Source organism: Ketogulonicigenium vulgare WSH-001, from assembly GCF_000223375.1.
Classification (GTDB): domain Bacteria; phylum Pseudomonadota; class Alphaproteobacteria; order Rhodobacterales; family Rhodobacteraceae; genus Ketogulonicigenium; species Ketogulonicigenium vulgare.
Genome location: NC_017384.1, coordinates 2365729 through 2384664, shown reverse-complemented (window position 1 = coordinate 2384664; position 18936 = coordinate 2365729). Strand labels below are relative to the sequence as shown.

General features: G+C 60.0%; 22 protein-coding genes. 12 read left to right on the top strand and 10 right to left on the bottom strand.

Features of this window, described 5'->3' with window-relative positions; translation table 11 throughout:
• Positions 1 to 20 precede the first annotated feature (20 nt).
• Positions 21 to 347, top strand: a complete 327-nt coding sequence (gene trxA, locus KVU_RS11905; RefSeq protein WP_013385489.1) for a thioredoxin — start codon at positions 21 to 23, stop codon at positions 345 to 347.
• 35 nt (positions 348 to 382) lie between these two features.
• Here trxA and KVU_RS11900 read toward each other — a convergent pair whose 3' ends face one another.
• Positions 383 to 1339, bottom strand: coding sequence for a nucleoside hydrolase (locus tag KVU_RS11900; protein ID WP_013385488.1), 957 nt, complete (start codon positions 1337 to 1339; stop codon positions 383 to 385).
• 131 nt (positions 1340 to 1470) lie between these two features.
• Here KVU_RS11900 and hslV point away from each other — a divergent pair, with 131 nt between their 5' ends.
• The 3 genes from hslV to KVU_RS11885 are packed head-to-tail and all read left to right on the top strand — an operon-like array spanning position 1471 to position 3966.
• A complete protein-coding gene (hslV, locus tag KVU_RS11895) occupies positions 1471 to 2055 on the top strand; it encodes an ATP-dependent protease subunit HslV (protein WP_013385487.1) in 585 nt (194 codons plus the stop codon).
• Between the two features lie 17 nt (positions 2056 to 2072).
• The gene (hslU, locus tag KVU_RS11890) at positions 2073 to 3374 is read left to right on the top strand and encodes an ATP-dependent protease ATPase subunit HslU (RefSeq protein ID WP_060486226.1); all 1302 of its coding nucleotides are present in this window, start codon (positions 2073 to 2075) and stop codon (positions 3372 to 3374) included.
• A gap of 13 nt (positions 3375 to 3387) precedes the next feature.
• On the top strand, positions 3388 to 3966 hold the full coding sequence (locus KVU_RS11885) for a nucleoside 2-deoxyribosyltransferase (RefSeq protein WP_013385485.1): 579 nt from the start codon (positions 3388 to 3390) through the stop codon (positions 3964 to 3966).
• Here KVU_RS11885 and KVU_RS11880 read toward each other — a convergent pair.
• Both KVU_RS11880 and KVU_RS11875 read right to left on the bottom strand, forming a co-directional pair.
• Positions 3963 to 4574, bottom strand: coding sequence for a Smr/MutS family protein (locus tag KVU_RS11880; protein WP_013385484.1), 612 nt, complete (start codon positions 4572 to 4574; stop codon positions 3963 to 3965). The two genes, KVU_RS11885 and KVU_RS11880, sit on opposite strands and share 4 nt — an antisense overlap.
• Before the next feature lie 6 nt (positions 4575 to 4580).
• Positions 4581 to 5240: a Tim44/TimA family putative adaptor protein gene (locus KVU_RS11875; RefSeq protein WP_013385483.1), complete on the bottom strand. Its 660-nt coding sequence runs from the start codon at positions 5238 to 5240 to the stop codon at positions 4581 to 4583.
• A 136-nt stretch (positions 5241 to 5376) separates the two neighbouring features.
• Between KVU_RS11875 and KVU_RS11870 the strand changes: the two genes are divergently transcribed.
• Both KVU_RS11870 and secB read left to right on the top strand, forming a co-directional pair.
• Positions 5377 to 5889, top strand: coding sequence for an FxsA family protein (locus KVU_RS11870; RefSeq protein ID WP_013385482.1), 513 nt, complete (start codon positions 5377 to 5379; stop codon positions 5887 to 5889).
• Between the two features lie 76 nt (positions 5890 to 5965).
• Positions 5966 to 6493 (top strand): protein-export chaperone SecB, encoded by a 528-nt coding sequence (gene secB, locus KVU_RS11865; RefSeq protein WP_013385481.1) that lies wholly within the window; start codon positions 5966 to 5968, stop codon positions 6491 to 6493.
• Here the strand turns inward: secB and dnaQ are convergent, their stop codons facing one another.
• The 4 genes from dnaQ to KVU_RS11845 are packed head-to-tail and all read right to left on the bottom strand — an operon-like array spanning position 6494 to position 9198.
• Positions 6494 to 7183 carry a DNA polymerase III subunit epsilon gene (gene dnaQ, locus KVU_RS11860; protein ID WP_014538049.1) on the bottom strand — a complete coding sequence of 230 codons (690 nt, stop codon included), beginning with the start codon at positions 7181 to 7183 and terminating at the stop codon, positions 6494 to 6496. It abuts the gene before it with no gap.
• Positions 7176 to 7769 (bottom strand): dephospho-CoA kinase, encoded by a 594-nt coding sequence (gene coaE / locus KVU_RS11855; protein WP_013385479.1) that lies wholly within the window; start codon positions 7767 to 7769, stop codon positions 7176 to 7178. The genes dnaQ and coaE overlap by 8 nt, the downstream gene beginning before the upstream one ends.
• Positions 7766 to 8596, bottom strand: coding sequence for a shikimate dehydrogenase (locus KVU_RS11850; RefSeq protein ID WP_013385478.1), 831 nt, complete (start codon positions 8594 to 8596; stop codon positions 7766 to 7768). Before KVU_RS11850 ends, coaE begins: the two co-directional genes overlap by 4 nt.
• Positions 8593 to 9198 (bottom strand): Maf family protein, encoded by a 606-nt coding sequence (locus tag KVU_RS11845; protein WP_013385477.1) that lies wholly within the window; start codon positions 9196 to 9198, stop codon positions 8593 to 8595. Before KVU_RS11845 ends, KVU_RS11850 begins: the two co-directional genes overlap by 4 nt.
• 466 nt (positions 9199 to 9664) lie before the next feature.
• On the opposite strand from KVU_RS11845, the gene rho reads away from it, so the two are divergent.
• The 6 genes from rho to KVU_RS11815 are packed head-to-tail and all read left to right on the top strand — an operon-like array spanning position 9665 to position 16391.
• On the top strand, positions 9665 to 10939 hold the full coding sequence (gene rho, locus KVU_RS11840; protein WP_013385476.1) for a transcription termination factor Rho: 1275 nt from the start codon (positions 9665 to 9667) through the stop codon (positions 10937 to 10939).
• A gap of 9 nt (positions 10940 to 10948) precedes the next feature.
• Complete coding sequence (gene mnmE, locus KVU_RS11835) at positions 10949 to 12226, top strand: tRNA uridine-5-carboxymethylaminomethyl(34) synthesis GTPase MnmE (protein WP_013385475.1); 1278 nt, start codon at positions 10949 to 10951, stop codon at positions 12224 to 12226.
• Between the two features lie 11 nt (positions 12227 to 12237).
• On the top strand, positions 12238 to 14109 hold the full coding sequence (gene mnmG, locus KVU_RS11830) for a tRNA uridine-5-carboxymethylaminomethyl(34) synthesis enzyme MnmG (RefSeq protein ID WP_013385474.1): 1872 nt from the start codon (positions 12238 to 12240) through the stop codon (positions 14107 to 14109).
• Positions 14106 to 14729, top strand: a complete 624-nt coding sequence (gene rsmG, locus KVU_RS11825; RefSeq protein WP_013385473.1) for a 16S rRNA (guanine(527)-N(7))-methyltransferase RsmG — start codon at positions 14106 to 14108, stop codon at positions 14727 to 14729. Before mnmG ends, rsmG begins: the two co-directional genes overlap by 4 nt.
• The gene (locus KVU_RS11820) at positions 14722 to 15486 is read left to right on the top strand and encodes a ParA family protein (RefSeq protein ID WP_013385472.1); all 765 of its coding nucleotides are present in this window, start codon (positions 14722 to 14724) and stop codon (positions 15484 to 15486) included. Before rsmG ends, KVU_RS11820 begins: the two co-directional genes overlap by 8 nt.
• A gap of 11 nt (positions 15487 to 15497) precedes the next feature.
• Positions 15498 to 16391 carry a ParB/RepB/Spo0J family partition protein gene (locus KVU_RS11815; RefSeq protein WP_013385471.1) on the top strand — a complete coding sequence of 298 codons (894 nt, stop codon included), beginning with the start codon at positions 15498 to 15500 and terminating at the stop codon, positions 16389 to 16391.
• Here KVU_RS11815 and hemW read toward each other — a convergent pair.
• From hemW to rph, 3 genes are read right to left on the bottom strand one after another with little or no spacing between them, the layout of a single operon-like run.
• The gene (gene hemW / locus KVU_RS11810; protein WP_013385470.1) at positions 16388 to 17560 is read right to left on the bottom strand and encodes a radical SAM family heme chaperone HemW; all 1173 of its coding nucleotides are present in this window, start codon (positions 17558 to 17560) and stop codon (positions 16388 to 16390) included. The genes KVU_RS11815 and hemW overlap by 4 nt on opposite strands.
• The gene (gene rdgB, locus KVU_RS11805; protein ID WP_013385469.1) at positions 17553 to 18161 is read right to left on the bottom strand and encodes an RdgB/HAM1 family non-canonical purine NTP pyrophosphatase; all 609 of its coding nucleotides are present in this window, start codon (positions 18159 to 18161) and stop codon (positions 17553 to 17555) included. The genes hemW and rdgB overlap by 8 nt, the downstream gene beginning before the upstream one ends.
• Positions 18158 to 18865: a ribonuclease PH gene (gene rph, locus KVU_RS11800; RefSeq protein ID WP_013385468.1), complete on the bottom strand. Its 708-nt coding sequence runs from the start codon at positions 18863 to 18865 to the stop codon at positions 18158 to 18160. Before rph ends, rdgB begins: the two co-directional genes overlap by 4 nt.
• Between the last annotated feature and the right edge of the window lie 71 nt (positions 18866 to 18936).

The window sequence follows — 18936 nt, the reverse complement described above, 5'->3', positions numbered from 1 at the left end:
CCCACCCAAAGGAGGGAAACATGTCCAAAAATACCGTCGCCGTTACCGATTCCAGCTTTGAGCAGGACGTCGTGAACGCAGATGTGCCTGTCGTTGTTGATTTCTGGGCCGAATGGTGTGGCCCTTGCCGTATGATCGGTCCGGCTTTGGAAGAGCTGGCCAGCGAATACGGCGAGAATGTGAAGATCGCAAAGGTGAACGTGGACGAGAACCCGGGCATTGCCTCGGCCCTCGGCATTCGCGGCATCCCTGCGCTGTTCATCTTTAAAGAAGGCAAGATCGTCTCGACCCGTGCCGGCGCTGCGCCCAAAGCTGCGCTGAAATCCTGGATCGACGAGTCGGTCTAAAGATCTAGGGCCGCCCGATGGGGCGGCCCTTTTCATTACACGGGACGATAGGCTGCGGCCAAACGTTCCCAGACCAGCGCATAATAGGCGTCGGCATCGATATCCGGCAGATAAAGCGCATTCGCGGGCTTGCCCGTCACGCTGCGCCAATCGACGACGGTCATACCGCGCGTGGGCGCCTGCAGCGCAATCTCCACATTCACATGACGGCCCGCGAAAATCTCGGGGCGCAGGATATAGGCGACCACGGTCGGGTCGTGCAGCGGGCCGCCATCGGTGCCGTCCTGACGCGCGTTATAGGCCTTGTTCGCAATCAGCAGGTGATAGAACGGCTCGATATGCGGCTGGGGATAGGCGCGCAGCGCATTCATGCGGGGCGTGGTCGTCAGCGCCTTATGCGTGCAATCCAGCGGGATCATCACCACCGGCACGCCGCTGTTCATCACGCGCCAAGCGGCCTCGGGGTCGGCATAGATGTTATATTCGGCGGCGGGGGTGATATTGCCACCCTCGGTGCGCGCGCCGCCCATCAGGACAATCTCGCGCAGGTGGCCGGCCAGTTTCGGCTCGAGCAGCATCGCCAATGCGATGTTGGTCAGGGGCGCAAGACAGGCCAGTGTCACCGTGCCCTTGGGGCGGGACATGACCAGCTCGACGATTTTTTCGGGGGCAAAGCCCGCGGCGGCGGTGGCTTTGGGTTCGGGCAGGTCATAGCCGTCGAAACCCGTGCGGCCATGGACATGTTCGGCGGTCTCAAGCGGCACCATCAGCGGGCCCTCGGCACCTTTATAGACCGGCACATCGGTGCGGTTCACCAGCTCTAGCGCCATCAGCGCGTTGCGGGTGGTGTAATGCAGCGGCACATTGCCACCCACTGTCGTAATCGCCAGCAGGTCAATTTCATCGGGCGATCCCAGCGCCATCAAGAAGGTTACGGCATCATCGGGCGATGGGTCGGTGTCGATGATAATGGCGCGGCGATCGTTGGGCATCCGGGGTCCTTTCGCGGAATTTCGCCCCATTTCCACCCTGATCGCGCCCAGTTTCAAGCCCCTATCCGCGCGCCCCTTTTCCTTTCGGTCATTCATGCGCATATGTCCCCCAAGGATTAAAGGAGAGCCCGATGAGCCAAAGTGATTTTCCCGGCTGGCACGGCACGACGATCATCGGCGTGCGCAAGAATGGCAAAGTGGTCATCGCGGGCGATGGTCAGGTCAGCCTTGGCCAGACCGTGATCAAAGGCACCGCCCGCAAGGTGCGCCGCCTGAACCCCGGTGGTCGCCCCGTGCTGGTCGGCTTTGCCGGATCGACCGCAGATGCCTTCACGCTGCTGGAACGGCTTGAGCGCAAGTTAGAGGCCGCCCCCGGCCAGATGGCCCGTGCCTGTGTCGAACTCGCCAAAGACTGGCGCACCGATAAATACCTGCAAAAGCTAGAGGCGATGCTGATCGTCACCGATGGTGATGCGCTGCTGGTCGTCACCGGCGCAGGCGACGTGCTAGAGCCGGAACATGATGTCGCCGCCATCGGATCGGGCGGGAACTATGCCCTTGCCGCTGCCCGCGCGCTGATGTCGACCGATCTTGATGCCGAGAATATCGCCCGCCGCGCCATGTCAATTGCGGCCGAGATCTGTGTTTACACCAATGGGAACGTGACGCTGGAACAGCTGTCAGCCCCGAAAAACCCCGATCTGTTGCCCGCCTGAATATCGGAAGAATGACAATGACCGACCTAACTCCCCGCCAGATTGTCGCCGCGCTGGATCGCCATATCGTCGGCCAGCATGATGCCAAACGCGCCGTTGCCGTCGCGCTGCGCAGCCGCTGGCGGCGCAATCATCTGGATGATGCGATGCGCGACGAGGTTTATCCAAAGAACATCCTGATGATCGGGCCGACCGGCGTTGGTAAAACCGAAATCTCTCGCCGCTTGGCGAAACTGGCGCGCGCACCCTTTATTAAGGTCGAGGCGACCAAGTTCACCGAGGTCGGCTATGTTGGCCGTGACGTGGAACAGATCATCCGCGATCTGGTCGATGCCGCCATTATCGAGACCCGTGAATATATGCGCGCCGATGTGCGCCAGCGTGCCGTTGCGAGCGCCGAAGAACGCGTTATCAGCGCGATCGCAGGCGAAGGCGCGCGCGAGCAGACCCGCGAGATGTTCCGCCAAAAGCTGCGCAACGGCGAGTTGGACGGCACTGAAATCGAGATCGAGGTGCCCGATACCGCCGCCCAGCCACAGTTCGAGCTGCCCGGACAGCCCGGCATGGGGAATATGGTCAATCTGGGCGATATCTTTGGCAAAGCTTTTGGTGCGCGCCGCGTGAAAAAGCGGCTGACCGTCGCAGAAAGCCATGATGCGCTGCTGAATGACGAAGCCGACAAGCTGCTTGACGATGAGGCGGTGAAGGTCGCTGCGCTGAAAGCCGTGCAAGAGTCCGGCATTGTTTTCATTGATGAAATCGACAAAGTTGCCGCCCGCAGTGATGCGCGCGGTGCCGATGTCAGCCGCGAGGGTGTCCAGCGCGATCTGCTGCCGCTGATCGAGGGGACGACGGTTTCGACCAAACATGGGCCGGTGAAAACCGACCATATCCTGTTCATTGCGTCGGGCGCGTTTCACGTTGCAAAGCCTTCGGATCTGCTGCCCGAGTTGCAGGGTCGCCTGCCGATCCGCGTCGAGCTGACGGCCCTGACCGAGGATGATTTCATCCGCATCCTGACCGAGACGGAGAACGCCCTGACCCGCCAATACACCGCCTTGATGGCGACCGAGGACGTCGATGTCAGCTTTACCGAAGACGGCATCGCCGCCATCGCCCGCATCGCCGCCGAAGTGAACCAAAGCGTCGAAAACATTGGCGCCCGCCGCCTTTATACGGTCATTGAGCGCGTGTTCGAGGATCTGTCGTTTGACGCGCCCGAGCAATCGGGGCAACAGGTGGTGATCGACGGCGCCTATGTTGACCGCCATCTGGGGCAGCTTGCACGCCAAAGCGACCTCAGCCGTTACGTCCTTTAACCATCAGGCCTCTATGACCAAAACGCTCTATATCGCCGGCCCCGAGGTGTTCTACCCCGATGCCAAAGCTGTGCTGGCCCGCAAACGTGAAATGGCCGCCGATTACGGATTTGACGTGATCGGCCCCGGCCTTGGCTTTGGCACCTTGCCCGCTGACAAACGCGAAGCGGGCATCGCCATCGCCCGCATCAACGAACAGGTGATGCAACGGGCCCAGGTGATGATCGCCAATATGACCCCGTTTCGCGGTGTCAGCATCGACCCCGGCACCGCATTCGAGGTCGGCTTTTTCTGCGCGCTGGAACGCCCGGTCTTTGCCTATACCAACGACCCGCGCGACTTTGGCCCGCGGACGGCGGATGAATGGTATAAGGGCGAGGTGGCGATGGACGACACCGGCCATATGCGCGCAACAGTTGATGGCCAATCGGTCGAGGCGCATGGCTTTGCCGATAATCTGATGCTGGACGGCGGAATTTTGTCGCGCGGCGGCAAAGTGCTGCGCCCCGCGGGCGATGTGCTGCTGCCGACATCTGACCTGACGGTCTATGAAGAAGCTTTGAGAGCGGCGCGCGATGCGCTGAACGCCTAACGACGGCGGCGCAAGTAGACGTAATAGGCGCCCATGCCCCCGTGGCTGATGTGGGCTGGGCGCACCTCTAATACCATTCCATGCAGGGGTGCCATGCGCAGCCATTGCGGCACCGCGTGGCGCAGCACACCCATGCGGGACGGCATCGGCGCAAATTCCTCGCGCTGTTTGCCTTTGCCGGTGATCACCAGAACCAACCGGCGTCCCATCATATGCGAATGGGCGATGAAGGACAGCAAGGCAGGATGCGCCTCGTCCATGGTCATGCCATGCAGATCGATGCGCCCCTCGGGGTGCAGCTTGCCGCGCACCATGGTCTTGTGGGTTTTCGCATCCATCTGCAGCGGTGCACGCGACAGGCTTTCATGGATCGGGGGGGCGATGTCATGCCTGGGCTTTTTCGTGCCCGCCTTTTGCCCCAACCGGAACGGCGCCGGGGCCAAAGGCGTGAACACCGGCGCGGGCACATCAACCACAACCGGTGCTTTCATCGGGCTGGCAAGCGGCGTGAAGCCGCTTTTGTCCAGCTTTAGGCGCGTATCGCGCCGCGTGACGAGATCCCAAAGGGCGCGCTCATCCGCGCTTGCATTGCGACCACGCCGCGCCATCCCACATCAACCGCCCGTCGCAACCAGCGTCCAGTTCGGATCGGACGCGCCCATCTTGCGGGCAAAGGTCCAGACGTCTTTCTGGCGTTTTGCAACATCAGGTGCGCCCTCGACAACGGTGCCATCGGCATCGCGCACCACGGATGTCATCTCGGCGACAAAGCGGACGACTAGCTCTGCCTCGCCCGTAGCGGGATCAAAGGCGGCATCATCCAGACCAACGTCGCGGATACCGATGAAATGCGCCTCGACTTTAAGGCCGCGGGCCTGGCGGTCAGCAATCACACCCGCGAAGGCATCAAAAACCTCGGGCGCGATAAAGCCGCGCACGGGTTCGATATCACCCCGCTCGAACGCCATCAGGATCATCTCATAGGCCCCGCGCGAGCCGGACAGGAATTCGCTAAGGCTAAAGCTGGGCTCGGCCTTTTTCATCTGGCCGATGATCAAGGCGGTGGCGCTACCTTCGGGGACATGATCGACGATATCACGGTCGGGGCCGCCCTCGATCACATCCAGGGTCGGACGCTTGCGCGCTTCTTCGGGGGGGACCTGCGCAATCGGCTTTTCGAACCCGTCACGTGACCCCAGCACCGATCGCAGGCGCAGGATCAGGAAAATCGCGATCGCAGCGAGGATGATGATCTGGATGATCGGAGAGTTCATGTGGTCCCTTTCCCGCTTTCGGCCCGCAGAAGGGGCCGGATGTGGTAAAATCTACTGTTCGCACCTATCTATGCATCAGCTTGACGCAAGTCTACCTTTTGCCCAACGGGAAATACCCGAAAGCTCGGAGAGAGAGATGCCTTTATTTTGGCTGTTCCCAGCCCTGATCCTGATCGAGATCGCTGCCTTTGTGATGATCGGCAGCGAAATAGGTGTGGGGCTGACATTGCTGTTGGTGCTGGGGTCAACGGCTTTAGGTGTCTGGACGCTGCGCCGTCTGGGCCTGCAGGCCGCACAGGCCATGCAAAGCGGTTTCGCCTTTGCTGCGCGCGGGGGACGTGAAAACCCTGTCCAGCAGATGGGCGACGGCACATTAAAGGCATTCGCCAGCGGTCTGTTGATCGTTCCGGGCCTTGTCAGCTCTGCGCTGGGTGCGGTGCTGCTGATCCCTGCGGTACGCCAGTTTCTGTGGCAGCGCCTGCAAAGCCGCCTGAACATCCGCACCGCCAGCTATGGCGCCGCCCATGGGCGCAACGAGGGCGTCATTGACGGAGAGTTTACCGAAGTTGATACGCGCGCCCCGCAGGTTGGCGGCGCGGCGAACGAGAATTCGGTCTGGCGGCAACACCCGCAGGATGATCAGAAATAAGGCAGGCGATAGGCATTGAAGCCCCTTGCCCTAACCGCTACCACTGTGGCGACCCTTATCAGGCCGGAGAAAAACAATGTCCGATAGCCCCGAAACCACGCCGCAAGGCGCAGCACCCGCCGCGGGCGAACCGGTTCGCGTCAACACGCGCATCCTGACGCAATATATCCGCGACCTGTCGTTTGAAAACGTCGTCGCCCGCAAAGGCATCACCGGCACCCCGCAGCCCGAATTGCAGGTGCAGGTTTCACTGGATGCGCGCAAGCGGTCGGATACCCAATACGAAGTCATCACCAAGCTGAACCTGACGTCGAAAACGTCGGGCTCGAACGAAGTGCTATTCGTGCTGGAGCTGGAATATGCCGGCGTCTTCCACATCGAAGGCGTGCCCGCTGAACAGCTGCACCCCTATCTGCTGGTAGAATGCCCGCGCATCACCTTCCCGTTCGTGCGCCGCATCGTGGCGGATGTTGCGCGTGATGGCGGCTTCCCGACCGTGAATCTCGATATGATCGACTTCTTTGGTCTGTACCGCAACGAGCTGGCGCGCCGCGCCGCCGCTGCAAAAGAAGGCGCAGAACCCGCGCCGCAGACGATCCAGTAATTACGAATTCCACGCCGCCTCTGGCCCGAGTTTCTCGACAAAGGCGGCGTGGGCCTTGGCCTCATCCTCAGTCAGACGTGTTGGCAGGGGGTTAGGGCGCGGCTGTGGGCGCCATGCGCTGCGCGTGACATTGCCCTGAGCGGGCGTGCTCGCCGCCGCTGAAAGGCCAAAGTCGGGCTGACGCCCGCCGATCAGCTCTAGATAAACCTCTGCCAGAATTTCACTATCCAGCAGCGCGCCGTGCAAGGTGCGTTTTGAATTGTCGATGCCAAAGCGGCGGCAAAGGGCATCCAGCGAGTTCTGCGCCCCCGGAAAGCGTCTGCGCGCGATCAGCAGCGTATCCACCGCGCGTGCAGGTGCGATCAGCGGCTTTTTCACCCAGCCCAGTTCGGCGTTCAGGAATTTCACGTCAAACGCCGCATTGTGGATCACAAGGTTCGCATCGCCGATGAAATCCAGAAAATCCTGTGCAACTTGCGCAAAAAGCGGTTTGTCCGACAGGAATTCGGCACTCAGGCCATGCACCTTGAACGCATCTTCGGGCATGTCACGCTGAGGGTTGATGTATTGGTGATAGGTGCGGCCCGTCGGCAGATGGTTCAGCAGCTCGACACAGCCGATTTCGACGATACGGTCACCGGTCTCAGGCTCGAACCCGGTGGTTTCTGTATCCATTACGATTTCACGCATCAGCCTCACCTGTGATCTGCTGCAGTATCTGCTGCACGCGGGCGCGGGCGGCATCGATACTGGTTGTCTCGATTATATAATCCGCACGGGCGCGTTTTTCAGCATCGGGGATCTGCCGCTGCAATAGCTGCTGGAACAGGGCGTCGTCCATCCCTGCCCGCGCCATGACCCGGGCGCGCTGCACATCGGGCGCCGCGGTGACAACGGTTACAGCGTCGAGCCACAGGTCTGCCCTGATCTCGAACAGCAGCGGAATATCGAACAGCAGCACCGGCGCATCCGCGTGTTCGGCAATGAAATCCGCGCGATCTGCGGCGGTCAGGGGATGGACGATATCCTCCAAAGCCTTGATCTGGCCGGGGTTGTCTTTCAGCAGTTGGCGCAACTTCAACCGATCCACCGCGCCGTCCTGAATTGCGGTGGTAAAAATTTTTGACAATGGCGCAACCGCCGCCCCGCCCCGCTGGTAAAGTTTGTGAACCACGGCATCGGCATCCCAAACGGGGACTCCCTCTGCCTTGAAAAGGCCAGCCGTTGTTGACTTGCCCATCCCGATCGAGCCTGTCAGCCCCAGCAGAAAGCTCATGCGAGGGCGGCCTGCCGCAGGGGCTCATCCACTTCGGGGCGCTGACCGAACCAGCGTTCAAAGCCGGGAACCGCCTGGTGCAAAAGCATCCCCAGACCGTCGACGGTGGTGGCACCACGCGCCTGCGCCTCGGTCAGGAAATGCGTCATCAGGGGGGTATAAACGATATCATTCACCACCTGCCCGCGCCGAAAACCCGACAGATCAAGGCGCAATTCCGGCTGCCCCTGCATCCCCAGCGCGGTGGTGTTGATAATTGTGGCCGCGTCGCCGATCGCCTCGCCCGATGTCACCCATTCAATTGTGCGAATGCGCGCGCCGAAATCTGCACGCAGCCCCTCGGCCTTTGACCGCGTGCGGTTGGCAAGGATCACCTCAGGCACGCCAGCCTCAAGCAGCGCGACAATCACCGCACGCGCAGCCCCCCCGGCCCCCAGAACCAGCGCGGGGCCCGAGGCGGGATTCCACTCTGGCGCCTCTTGCTTGATATTGGCAAGAAAACCGTAACCATCTGTATTATCTGCGTAAATTTTACCGTCACGAAAGGTCAGCGTATTTGCAGCCCCGATCAGCGTCGCGCGATCACTGATCGCATCCGCAAGTTCCAGCGCACGCACCTTATGCGGGATCGTCACATTCACGCCGACAAACCCCATCTGCGGCAGGGTGTGCAGAACCTGCGCCAGATCGCCATCTTCGACATGCAGCGGCACGTAATGCCCCGTCAAACCATAGCGGGCCAGCCAGTGGCCATGCACCTTGGGCGAGCGCGAATGTGCGATCGGGTTGCCGATCACGCCGGCAAGGGGAATGCGATGTTCAGTCATGACGGAATGATACCACGCAAGGATAAATAAGAAAGCAACTCGAGCAAAGGCAGCCCGAGCACATTGAAATAATCACCGTCAATGCGTGTGAAAAGACGCACCCCTTCGCCCTCAAGCTGATAAGCGCCGACGCATTCACCAATCGCGGGCCAATTGCGCGCAACATAGCTATCCAGATAGCTATCGGACGCATCGCGCATGGCCAGGCGCACCTCGCCGACATGGCGCCATTGCGGTTCGCCATCCTTGTAAATAACGGCCGCAGACAGCAGCTTATGCACTTTTCCGCGCAGCAGTTTCAGTTGTGCCAGCGCGTCGGCCGGTGTTTCCGGCTTGGACAAAATCTGACCGTCAATCTCTAGGATCTGGTCGCAACCAATCACAAGCGCGGCAGGCGCACGCATCGCGCCGCGCATCGCCTTCATCTCGGCCAAAGCATCGGCGATATCGCGTGGCTTTGCCCCCTCGGCCTGCAGCGAGGCACGAATGGTTTCTTCATCCACGCGCGCTTGCTGCACACGGAAGGTGATTCCAGCCTGTGTCAGCAACTGCGCGCGAATGGCCGAGCCAGAGGCCAAAATGATGTCGGGCTGATTTGCCATCCTGTGTATAAATCCTTGGATAACTCTGCGCGGGACTCTGTCGAGAATTTCGCCGAAATCTGCCCCGCACCTTCGCGGTGGAGAAAGCCCTGAGTCCCCCCCTGATTCAAGCCCGATTCCTCCACAGTGGATAAGGATAAACCAAGCGTTGTTGAAAGGCTGCACTTTCTCTCATAATTTTCAGTTAAATAACTGATATATTTAGATATATATCACAGTACATCGAACCGCAAAAATCCTGATAAGCCTGTGGGTAAGTCAAGAATGACCACTTATCCACTGCCCTACTGAATCATCAATCTTTCTTTATCTTTATCTTATTAAGGATAGAGAGACCGGTTGCGCCTTGGTTGACTCACCGGGCTTGATACCCTATGTCAGGGCCAAGCTTCCCCGTTCGGGGCAAAAGCTCTCCCTTTTACATTGACGCGCGATTTGCTGGTCACCAGCCATACAGGCGATTTCCATGAGCGAAGAATTCCGTTTGAACCTTTCCGACCTGAAGGCGCGTAGCCCCAAGGATCTGCTGGCGCTGGCCGAAGAGCTGGAAATCGAAAACGCATCGACGATGCGTAAAGGCGACATGATGTTCGCCATCCTGAAAGAGCGCGCCGAAGAGGATTGGACCATCGGCGGCGACGGTGTGCTGGAAGTGCTGCAAGACGGCTTTGGTTTCCTGCGCAGCCCCGAGGCAAACTATCTGCCCGGCCCCGATGACATTTATGTCAGCCCTGACATGATCCGCCAATATAGCCTGCGCACCGGCGACACCGTATCGGGCGTGATGCAAGAGCCGTCCGAGACCGAGCGTTATTTCGCCCTGATCACGGTCGAGACGATCAACTTCGAAGATCCCGACCGCGCCCGCCACAAGGTTGCTTTCGACAACCTGACGCCGCTTTATCCCGACGAGCGCCTGAAGATGGAGATCGAGGACCCGACTATCAAGGATCGCTCGGCCCGGATCATTGATCTGGTCGCACCGATTGGTAAGGGCCAGCGCGCGCTGATCGTGGCGCCGCCGCGCACCGGTAAAACCGTGCTGCTGCAGAACATCGCCCATTCGATCGAGGTGAACCACCCCGAGTGCTATCTGATCGTGCTGCTGATCGACGAACGTCCCGAGGAAGTGACCGACATGCAGCGTTCGGTGAAGGGCGAGGTTGTGTCCTCGACCTTTGACGAGCCTGCGACCCGTCACGTCGCTGTGGCTGAGATGGTCATTGAAAAAGCCAAACGTCTGGTCGAGCATAAGCGCGATGTCGTCATCTTGCTGGATTCGATCACGCGCCTTGGTCGCGCCTATAACACGGTTGTGCCGTCCTCGGGCAAGGTGCTGACCGGCGGTGTGGATGCAAACGCCCTGCAACGCCCCAAGCGCTTCTTTGGTGCTGCGCGTAATATCGAAGAAGGCGGCAGCCTGACCATTATCGCCACCGCGCTGATCGATACCGGCAGCCGCATGGACGAGGTGATCTTTGAAGAATTCAAGGGCACCGGTAACAGCGAGATTGTGCTGGACCGTAAGGTCGCAGATAAGCGCGTCTTCCCGGCTGTCGATATTCTGAAATCGGGCACCCGTAAGGAAGACTTGCTGGTTGATGCGAAAGATCTGCAGAAAACCTATGTGCTGCGCCGTATTCTGAACCCGATGGGCACAACGGATGCGATGGACTTCCTGATTTCCAAGCTGAAGCAGACCAAGTCCAATTCCGACTTCTTCGACTCGATGAATTCGTAAGGCCCTGTGATGGATACGATCTTCGCACTGGCCACCGCCCGCGGCCGTGCGGGGGTCGCTGTCATTCGACTGTCCGGGCCTGCGGCGCGGACAGCCGTTGAACAATTGGCCGGTCCCCTGCCCGTTCACGGTCGCAGCTTGCGATTGCTGCGCGAGGGGGCTGAGGTGGTCGATGAGGCCTTGGTGCTGAGTTTTGATCACGGTCGCAGCTTTACCGGCGAGGTTGTGGTCGAGCTGCATTTGCACGGCAGTCCCGCGATTGTGCAGGCGGTCTTGCGCATCTTGGGGAATAACGCCGATTTGCGCGCAGCCGAAGCGGGTGAATTCACGCGCCGCGCATTGGAAAATGGTCGCCTTGATCTGGCCCAGGTCGAGGGGCTGGCTGATCTGATCGACGCCGAAACTGAAATGCAGCGTCGCCAAGCGATGCGCATTTTTCAGGGTGCGATGGGCGCCAAGGCGAATGTCTGGCGCGCAAAACTGCTGCGCGCCGCGGCGCTGATCGAAGCCACGATTGATTTCGCCGACGAAGATGTCCCCGTCGATGTCCGCCCCGAGGTCGAGGGACTGCTGGTGGATGTTCTGATCGCGCTTGAGGCAGAGGTGGCTGGGGTTTCCGTCGCCGAACGTCTGCGCGATGGGTTCGAGGTTGCGATTGTCGGCCGCCCGAATGTCGGAAAATCTACGCTTCTCAATTATTTAGCGGGTCGCGATGCGGCGATCACCTCTCATGTTGCAGGCACAACCCGCGATGTGATCGAGGTGCGCATGGATATCGCGGGTCTGCCCGTGACATTGCTGGATACCGCTGGACTGCGCGAGACGGCGGACGAGGTCGAGCAGATCGGCATTGCTCGCGCGCGTAGCCGCGCTGAACTTGCCGATATTCGTGTTCATATTGTTGCGGCGGACGAGCTGCCCGAGCTACCCATTCAACCCGGTGATATCGTGCTGCATCCGCGCGGCGACGAGACTGGTGATGTGAACGGGATTTCCGGCCTGACCGGTTATGGTGTGCAGCGGCTGACCGGACATATCGAACAGGAATTGTCTGCGCGCGTCGCCTCGGTCGGGGTCGCCATGCGCGAGCGGCACCGGCTGGCGATGGTGCATGCCATAACGCTGATGGCCGAGGTTATTGACCTTTTGCCCGATGCGGTAGAAAAGGCCGACTTGGTTGCCGAGGATCTGCGCCTCGCCATCCGCGCTATCGATTCCCTTGTCGGGCGGATCGATGTCGAGGATATTCTAGGCGAGATTTTCTCCAGTTTCTGCATCGGCAAATAGGAGTGTTTCACGTGGAACATCTGGATTTCGATGTTGTCGTTGTTGGTGGCGGCCACGCCGGGGCCGAGGCTGCCAGTGCAGCTGCGCGCAAAGGGGCGCGAACGGCCCTTGTGACATTGTCGCAGGCAGGCATCGGTGTGATGTCCTGTAACCCTGCGATTGGCGGTCTGGGGAAAGGGCACCTCGTGCGCGAGGTTGACGCGATGGACGGTGTCATGGGCCGCGTCGCCGATTACGCTGGCATTCAGTTCCGCATGTTGAACCTGAAAAAGGGTCCAGCGGTACAGGGCCCCCGCGCACAGGCCGACCGTGCACGTTATCGCACACAGATGCAGCGCGAAATTATGGCGACCCCCAACCTGACTGTCGTTCAGGGCGAAGTCGTTGATCTTGTTGTAAAAGACGGTGTTGTTACTGGCGTTGAACTTGCGGATGGCGCGCAGATTGCGACCCGCGCTGTGGTGCTGACGACCGGCACGTTCCTGCGCGGCGTTATTCACATCGGTGATAAATCCCACGCAGGTGGCCGCATGGGCGAGCAGCCCTCGGTCCGTTTGGCGGAACGGATGCGCGCGCTGGCCTTGCCGCTGGGCCGATTGAAAACGGGCACCCCTCCCCGTCTGGATGGTCGCACGATTGACTGGTCGGTGTTGGAAAGTCAGCCGGGCGATGATGTGCCGGTGATGTTTTCATTCTTGAACAAAGTGCCACCCGCACGCCAGATTTCTTGCGGAATCACGCATACGAATGCGCGCACGCACGATATCATTCGCGAAAACCTATCACGTTCGGCGATGTATGGCGGCCATATCGAGGGGATCGGCCCGCGTTATTGCCCCTCGATCGAAGATAAAATTGTGCGCTTTGCGGACAAGGAATCGCACCAGATTTTCCTCGAGCCAGAAGGGCTGGACGATCATACGGTCTATCCCAACGGAATCTCGACGTCGCTGCCACAGGATGTTCAGGCCGATTATGTGCATTCTATCAAAGGGTTAGAAAACGCCGTCATTACCCAGCCCGGCTATGCGATTGAATATGACTATGTCGATCCGCGTGCGCTCAGCGCCTCGCTAGAGGTCAAGGCCCTGCCTGGCCTATACCTTGCCGGTCAGATCAACGGCACGACCGGATATGAGGAAGCCGCCGCCCAGGGGCTGGCCGCTGGACTGAATGCTGCTGCCAAAGCATTAAGCCAAGAGGCCATGATCTTCAGCCGCGCAAATTCCTATATCGGCGTGATGATCGACGATCTGATTACCCGTGGCGTGACCGAACCCTATCGCATGTTCACCTCGCGCGCAGAGTTTCGCTTGTCGCTGCGCGCGGATAATGCGGATCAGCGCCTGACAGAATGGGGTCGCGAGAATGGCGCGGTGAAGGACGCGCGTTGGCAGGCCTATGCCGCCAAGCGCGATGGCCTGAATGATGTCCGCGCGCGGCTTGAGGGCGTGAAATTCACCGCCCGCGCGCTGGCGGCGGCTGGCGTCAACATTAATGCGGATAAAGAAAGCCGTGACGGTCTTGGTGTACTGGCGTTGTCGGATACCAGCTTTGATACGATCATCAGCCTTGCGCCCGAGATGTCTGACGTGCCGGGTGATATACAGGCGCAGATCAAGCGTGACGCCCTTTATTCCAGCTATATGGATCGGCAGAACCGTGACATTGCCGCGCTGCAGCGTGATGAAAATCTGACCATTCCGGCTGAAATGAGTTTCACTGCCCTGCCCGGCCTGTCTAGCGAACTCGCCCTGAAACTGGGCCGCATTCGTCCCGGTAATATGGCGCAGGTCGCTAAAATCGAGGGCATGACGCCCTCGGCCATGTTGCTGATCTCCATCGCGGTGCGCCGCTTTGGCGCAATGAGCCAGTCGGCATGACGGATCTGGTGAACCTCCTCCCTAACGTCAACGTTTCACGTGAAACCGAGGCGCTGCTGCGCGAATTCGCCGCGCTGATCCTGAAATGGACGCAAAAGATCAATCTGATCTCTGCCGCATCCGAGGACGAGATATGGCAACGCCATATCCTTGATTCCGTTCAGGTTTATACGGCGCTTCCCCAGGATTTTCAGTGGAAAACCTGGGCAGATTTCGGCAGTGGCGGCGGCCTTCCGGGCATTATAATCGCCGTTTTAGCGCGCGAAACGGGTGGTCAGGTTGTGATGGTCGAAAGCGATCAGCGCAAGGCGACCTTCTTGCGCACCGCTGTTCGCAGCCTTGGATTGACCAATGCGCGCGTCGAATCCAAACGCATCGAAGCGCTACCGGCGCTATCGGCGGATGTCATTTCGGCGCGTGCGCTTGCGGCGCTGGACATGCTGTGTGCTTTTGCGGCGCCCCATTTGCAGACCGGCGGGATCTGTCTTTTTCCCAAAGGCCGCCGCGCCGGCGCAGAAATACAGCAGGCCCGCAGCCTCTGGACCTTTGACCTGACCGAGATTCCAAGCCAGTCTGGCGACGGCACGATTCTGCGGCTAGAGGGGCTTCGTCATGTCTAAGATAATCGCCATCGCCAACCAAAAGGGCGGCGTGGGGAAGACGACGACGGCAATCAATCTGGCGGCAGCCTTGGCTGAAAATGCACGTCGCGTGCTGCTGATCGACCTTGATCCGCAGGGCAACGCCTCGACAGGGTTCGGAATCACGCCCGATCAGCGCGATACCACGACCTATGATGTGATATTGGGCGAGGCAAGCCTGGCCGCAGCGACGCAGAAAACCGCGTTCGAAAACATATGGTTAGTGCCCGCGACAACGGATCTGTCATCGGCAGATATCGCGGTTGTTGACGATGAACGACGCTCGTTCCTGCTGCGTGATCGTTTGCGCGGCGCAGTGAGCGCGTTTGATTACGTGCTGATCGACTGCCCGCCGTCGCTGAACATTCTGACGATCAATGCAATGGTTGCCGCCCATTCAGTGCTGGTACCGCTGCAAAGCGAATTTTTCGCCCTCGAGGGGTTGTCGCAGCTGATGTTGACCGTGCGCGAAGTGCGATCCGTTGCGAATGCGGACCTGCGGATCGAGGGTATCGCCCTGACCATGTATGATAAGCGCAACAACCTGTCGCTGCAGGTCGAGGCTGACGCGCGCGACAATCTGGGCGAGCTGGTTTTCCGCACCGTAATTCCGCGTAATGTGCGGCTGTCGGAAGCGCCCTCTTTCGCGATGCCGGTTTTGTCGTATGATCCGACCTCAACCGGCGCCGAAGCCTATCGTCGACTTGCCGAAGAACTTATCGCCCGCGAAAATTAAAAGGAGCTGCCATGGCCGAAAAACCCGTCCGAACCCGTGCTTTGGGCCGTGGATTGTCGGCTTTGATGGCTGATGTCGCCGCCGATACCAACGAAGAAAAACCGCGTAGGCCTGATATGCGTGTTCCAATTGAACATGTTCACCCCAACCCTGATCAGCCACGTCGTCATTTCGACGAAGAGGCTTTGGACGAGCTGACCGCCTCGATCCGTGAAAAAGGCATTATCCAGCCGCTGATCGTGCGCGCGGACCCCGGTCGGCCGGGGCAATATCAGATCGTCGCGGGTGAACGCCGTTGGCGCGCGGCGCAGCGCGCCCGTCTGCACGAGGTTCCGGTCGTTCATCGCAGCTATTCCGACACGGAAGTGTTGGAAATCGCAATCATCGAGAATATCCAGCGCGCAGATTTGAACGCGATTGATGAGGCCGCCGGCTACCGTCAATTGATGGAGCGTTTCGGCCATACGCAAGAGCAGATGGCGACCGCCCTTGGCAAAAGCCGCAGCCATATCGCGAACTTGATCCGTCTGCTGCAACTGCCTGATACCGTTCAGGAAAAGGTTGTACTGGGCGCGCTGTCTGCGGGCCATGCCCGCACGCTGATCGGGCACCCAAAGGCCGAAGAGCTTGCACAGCACATTGTCACGCGCAACCTTTCGGTGCGCGAGGCCGAGCGTCTGACCCGCGATCCCGCCTCGCCGGGGTCAAAGCCGCGTCCACGCGCGACAAAGTCCGAGCAGGCGAAGGACGCCGATACTGTCGCGTTGGAAAAAGAACTGTCTGCGACATTGAAAATGGATATCAGCATCGACCACCTTCCGGGCCAGGAAAGCGGATCGATTACACTGAGATATAAGGATTTGGCGCAGCTGGACGACGTGCTGCGGCTGCTGTCTGGCGGCTAATCCGCCAGAACTTCGCGCAAAATCGCGTTCAGAACAGGGCGACCCGCAGTGGTCGTCCGCAGGCTATCCCCCACCTGTTCCAGCATGCCGATCTCGATCACGCGGTCGATATTGGCTTGCAGGCGCGCGCCGCCCAAACGGTAGAGCCGTGCCTTACTGATGCCTTCAGACAGGCGCAGGCCCATCATCACGAATTCTTCCAACTGATCGGTCGGTGTCAGCGCTGCGCGAACGGTTTCTGATTTCCCCGTCTTTTCAACGTCTTCCAGCCAGCGTCCGGGCGCGAGCGGCGTCTCGGTCGCATAGCGCTGGCCGTTCAACGTCAACCGTCCATGCGCGCCGGGGCCAATGCCCGCATAATCGCCATAGCGCCAATAGACGGAATTGTGCCGGCTTTCGGCCCCTGCCCGTGCGTGGTTGGAAATCTCATAGGCGGGAAAGCCAAGCCGATCTGCGACCTCTTGCGTGATGTCCCACATCTCGTCGGCGTTGTCTTCGTCGGGCAATCCGCGCAGCAGGCCGCGATCATAGCGCGCGCCAAAGGCTGTATTCGGCTCGATCGTCAGTTGATACAGCGACAGGTGATCGACCGCCATCGACAAGGCTTCGCTGAGTTCCGCCCGCCAATCTTCTGGCGTTTGATGTTGTCGGGCGTAAATCAGGTCAAAGCTGACGCGGTCGAACACGTCGCGCGCAATGTCAAAGGCGGCGCGGGCCTCGGTCACCGAATGCATCCGCCCCAGCGCTTTCAGATCCCGCTCGTTCAGCGATTGCACGCCCATCGAGATGCGGTTGACCCCGGCGTCGCGATAGCCATGAAAACGCCCCGCCTCGACCGAGGTTGGGTTTGCTTCCAGCGTAATCTCGACATCATTCGCCAAGCTCCAGCGGGCGCGGACGCGCGAGAGCACGCGATCAACAGTCTCGGGCAGCATCAAACTGGGCGTGCCGCCGCCAAAAAAGACCGAGTTCAGCACCCGCCCTTCGGTTTCAGCGGCGATGCGGTCAATCTCGACCTCATAGGCGGCGGCCCAGCGGGATTGGTCGATATGCTGCGCGACATGGCTGTTAAAGTCGCAATAGGGGCATTTGGCCATGCAAAATGGCCAATGGATATAAAGGCCAAAGCCCCCGTCGCGCCAATCCTCTGAGCCGGAAAAACTATGCAAAGCAGCCCTTTACCAGTTTCTCAAACGCATTGGCACGATGGCTGATGAAGTTCTTTTCAATCTGGTCCATCTCGCCAAAGGTTTCTGTCATCCCGTCGGGCAGGAAAATCGGATCATAGCCGTGACCATGTTCGCCGCGCGGCGCGACGATTTGGCCGTGGACTTCGCCTTCGAACACTTCGTCATGGCCGTCGGGCCAGGCCAACACGAGGGTACAGCAAAATTTGGCACGCCAAGGCGTCGCGGCGCCGGTGGCACGCAGCTCATCATGGACGCGCGCCATCGCCATGACGAAATCGCGCCCATTCGGCCCTTCGGACCAATCGGCGGTATAGACGCCGGGCGCGCCATCAAGCGCCTCAATCGACAGGCCGGAATCATCCGCCAGCGTCGGCAGACCCGTGGCCTTGGCGCCTGCATGTGCCTTGATCCGGGCATTCTCGACAAAGGTGGTGCCGCTCTCGACCGGTTCGGGCAGGTTGAAGTCCGCGTTCGAGACGATATCCATCCCGAACACATCCAGCAGCGCGCGGATCTCGTCCAGCTTGCCACGGTTATGGGTCGCGACCAGCAGCTTTGCGCGTTCCAAACGGCGGGTCATTTCACCGCCTCTAGCTGCGCGGCGGCCAGCCATGCATTGCCCTGCGTCGCCAGATCAAGCAACGTATCCATCTGCGCACGGCTGAATGTGGCACCTTCGGCGGACATCTGAATTTCGACCAGACGATCGGCAGTCATGATGAAATTGCCGTCAACGCCCGCTTCGCTATCTTCGGGATAGTCCAGATCCAGCAGCGCTTGCCCGGCATAGATGCCGCAGCTGATCGCCGAAACCGGCGCCGACAGCGGATCGCTAATGATGACACCTGCTTTCAACAGCTTGTTCACCGCCAAACGCAAGGCGACCCAACCGCCGGTGATGGCCGCACAGCGCGTGCCGCCGTCGGCCTGAATCACATCGCAGTCGATGGTGATCTGACGCTCGCCCAAGGCCACACGATCCACGCCCGCACGCAGGGCGCGGCCTACAAGCCGTTGAATTTCTTGGGTACGGCCGGATTGTCCGTCTTTTGCCTCGCGCTTCATCCGCGAATGGGTCGCGCGGGGCAGCATGCCGTATTCTGCGGTCACCCAACCCAGCCCCGAGTTCTTCAGGAACGGCGGCACGCGCGCGTCCAGCGATGCCGTGCACAGCACATGCGTATCGCCCATTTTGATCAGGCACGACCCTTCGGCATGCCGGCTGACGCCGGTTTCAATCGTGACTTTACGCATTTCATCGGGCTTGCGGCCGCTGGGACGCATGGGACACCTCATATCTGTCGCTCTAGCGGGGGACATAAACCCCGAATGCCCCGACGCCAAGGGCGTTTGGC

What these genes read in the sequence shown, in the direction of transcription:
- trxA (WP_013385489.1), top strand. Translation starts at nt 21, where the DNA reads ATGTCCAAAAATACCGTCGCCGTTACCGATTCCAGCTTTGAGCAGGAC.
- KVU_RS11900 (WP_013385488.1), bottom strand. Translation starts at nt 1,339, where the DNA reads ATGCCCAACGATCGCCGCGCCATTATCATCGACACCGACCCATCGCCC.
- hslV (WP_013385487.1), top strand. Translation starts at nt 1,471, where the DNA reads ATGAGCCAAAGTGATTTTCCCGGCTGGCACGGCACGACGATCATCGGC.
- hslU (WP_060486226.1), top strand. Translation starts at nt 2,073, where the DNA reads ATGACCGACCTAACTCCCCGCCAGATTGTCGCCGCGCTGGATCGCCAT.
- KVU_RS11885 (WP_013385485.1), top strand. Translation starts at nt 3,388, where the DNA reads ATGACCAAAACGCTCTATATCGCCGGCCCCGAGGTGTTCTACCCCGAT.
- KVU_RS11880 (WP_013385484.1), bottom strand. Translation starts at nt 4,574, where the DNA reads ATGGCGCGGCGTGGTCGCAATGCAAGCGCGGATGAGCGCGCCCTTTGG.
- KVU_RS11875 (WP_013385483.1), bottom strand. Translation starts at nt 5,240, where the DNA reads ATGAACTCTCCGATCATCCAGATCATCATCCTCGCTGCGATCGCGATT.
- KVU_RS11870 (WP_013385482.1), top strand. Translation starts at nt 5,377, where the DNA reads ATGCCTTTATTTTGGCTGTTCCCAGCCCTGATCCTGATCGAGATCGCT.
- secB (WP_013385481.1), top strand. Translation starts at nt 5,966, where the DNA reads ATGTCCGATAGCCCCGAAACCACGCCGCAAGGCGCAGCACCCGCCGCG.
- dnaQ (WP_014538049.1), bottom strand. Translation starts at nt 7,183, where the DNA reads ATGCGTGAAATCGTAATGGATACAGAAACCACCGGGTTCGAGCCTGAG.
- coaE (WP_013385479.1), bottom strand. Translation starts at nt 7,769, where the DNA reads ATGAGCTTTCTGCTGGGGCTGACAGGCTCGATCGGGATGGGCAAGTCA.
- KVU_RS11850 (WP_013385478.1), bottom strand. Translation starts at nt 8,596, where the DNA reads ATGACTGAACATCGCATTCCCCTTGCCGGCGTGATCGGCAACCCGATC.
- KVU_RS11845 (WP_013385477.1), bottom strand. Translation starts at nt 9,198, where the DNA reads ATGGCAAATCAGCCCGACATCATTTTGGCCTCTGGCTCGGCCATTCGC.
- rho (WP_013385476.1), top strand. Translation starts at nt 9,665, where the DNA reads ATGAGCGAAGAATTCCGTTTGAACCTTTCCGACCTGAAGGCGCGTAGC.
- mnmE (WP_013385475.1), top strand. Translation starts at nt 10,949, where the DNA reads ATGGATACGATCTTCGCACTGGCCACCGCCCGCGGCCGTGCGGGGGTC.
- rsmG (WP_013385473.1), top strand. Translation starts at nt 14,106, where the DNA reads ATGACGGATCTGGTGAACCTCCTCCCTAACGTCAACGTTTCACGTGAA.
- KVU_RS11820 (WP_013385472.1), top strand. Translation starts at nt 14,722, where the DNA reads ATGTCTAAGATAATCGCCATCGCCAACCAAAAGGGCGGCGTGGGGAAG.
- KVU_RS11815 (WP_013385471.1), top strand. Translation starts at nt 15,498, where the DNA reads ATGGCCGAAAAACCCGTCCGAACCCGTGCTTTGGGCCGTGGATTGTCG.
- rdgB (WP_013385469.1), bottom strand. Translation starts at nt 18,161, where the DNA reads ATGACCCGCCGTTTGGAACGCGCAAAGCTGCTGGTCGCGACCCATAAC.
- rph (WP_013385468.1), bottom strand. Translation starts at nt 18,865, where the DNA reads ATGCGTCCCAGCGGCCGCAAGCCCGATGAAATGCGTAAAGTCACGATT.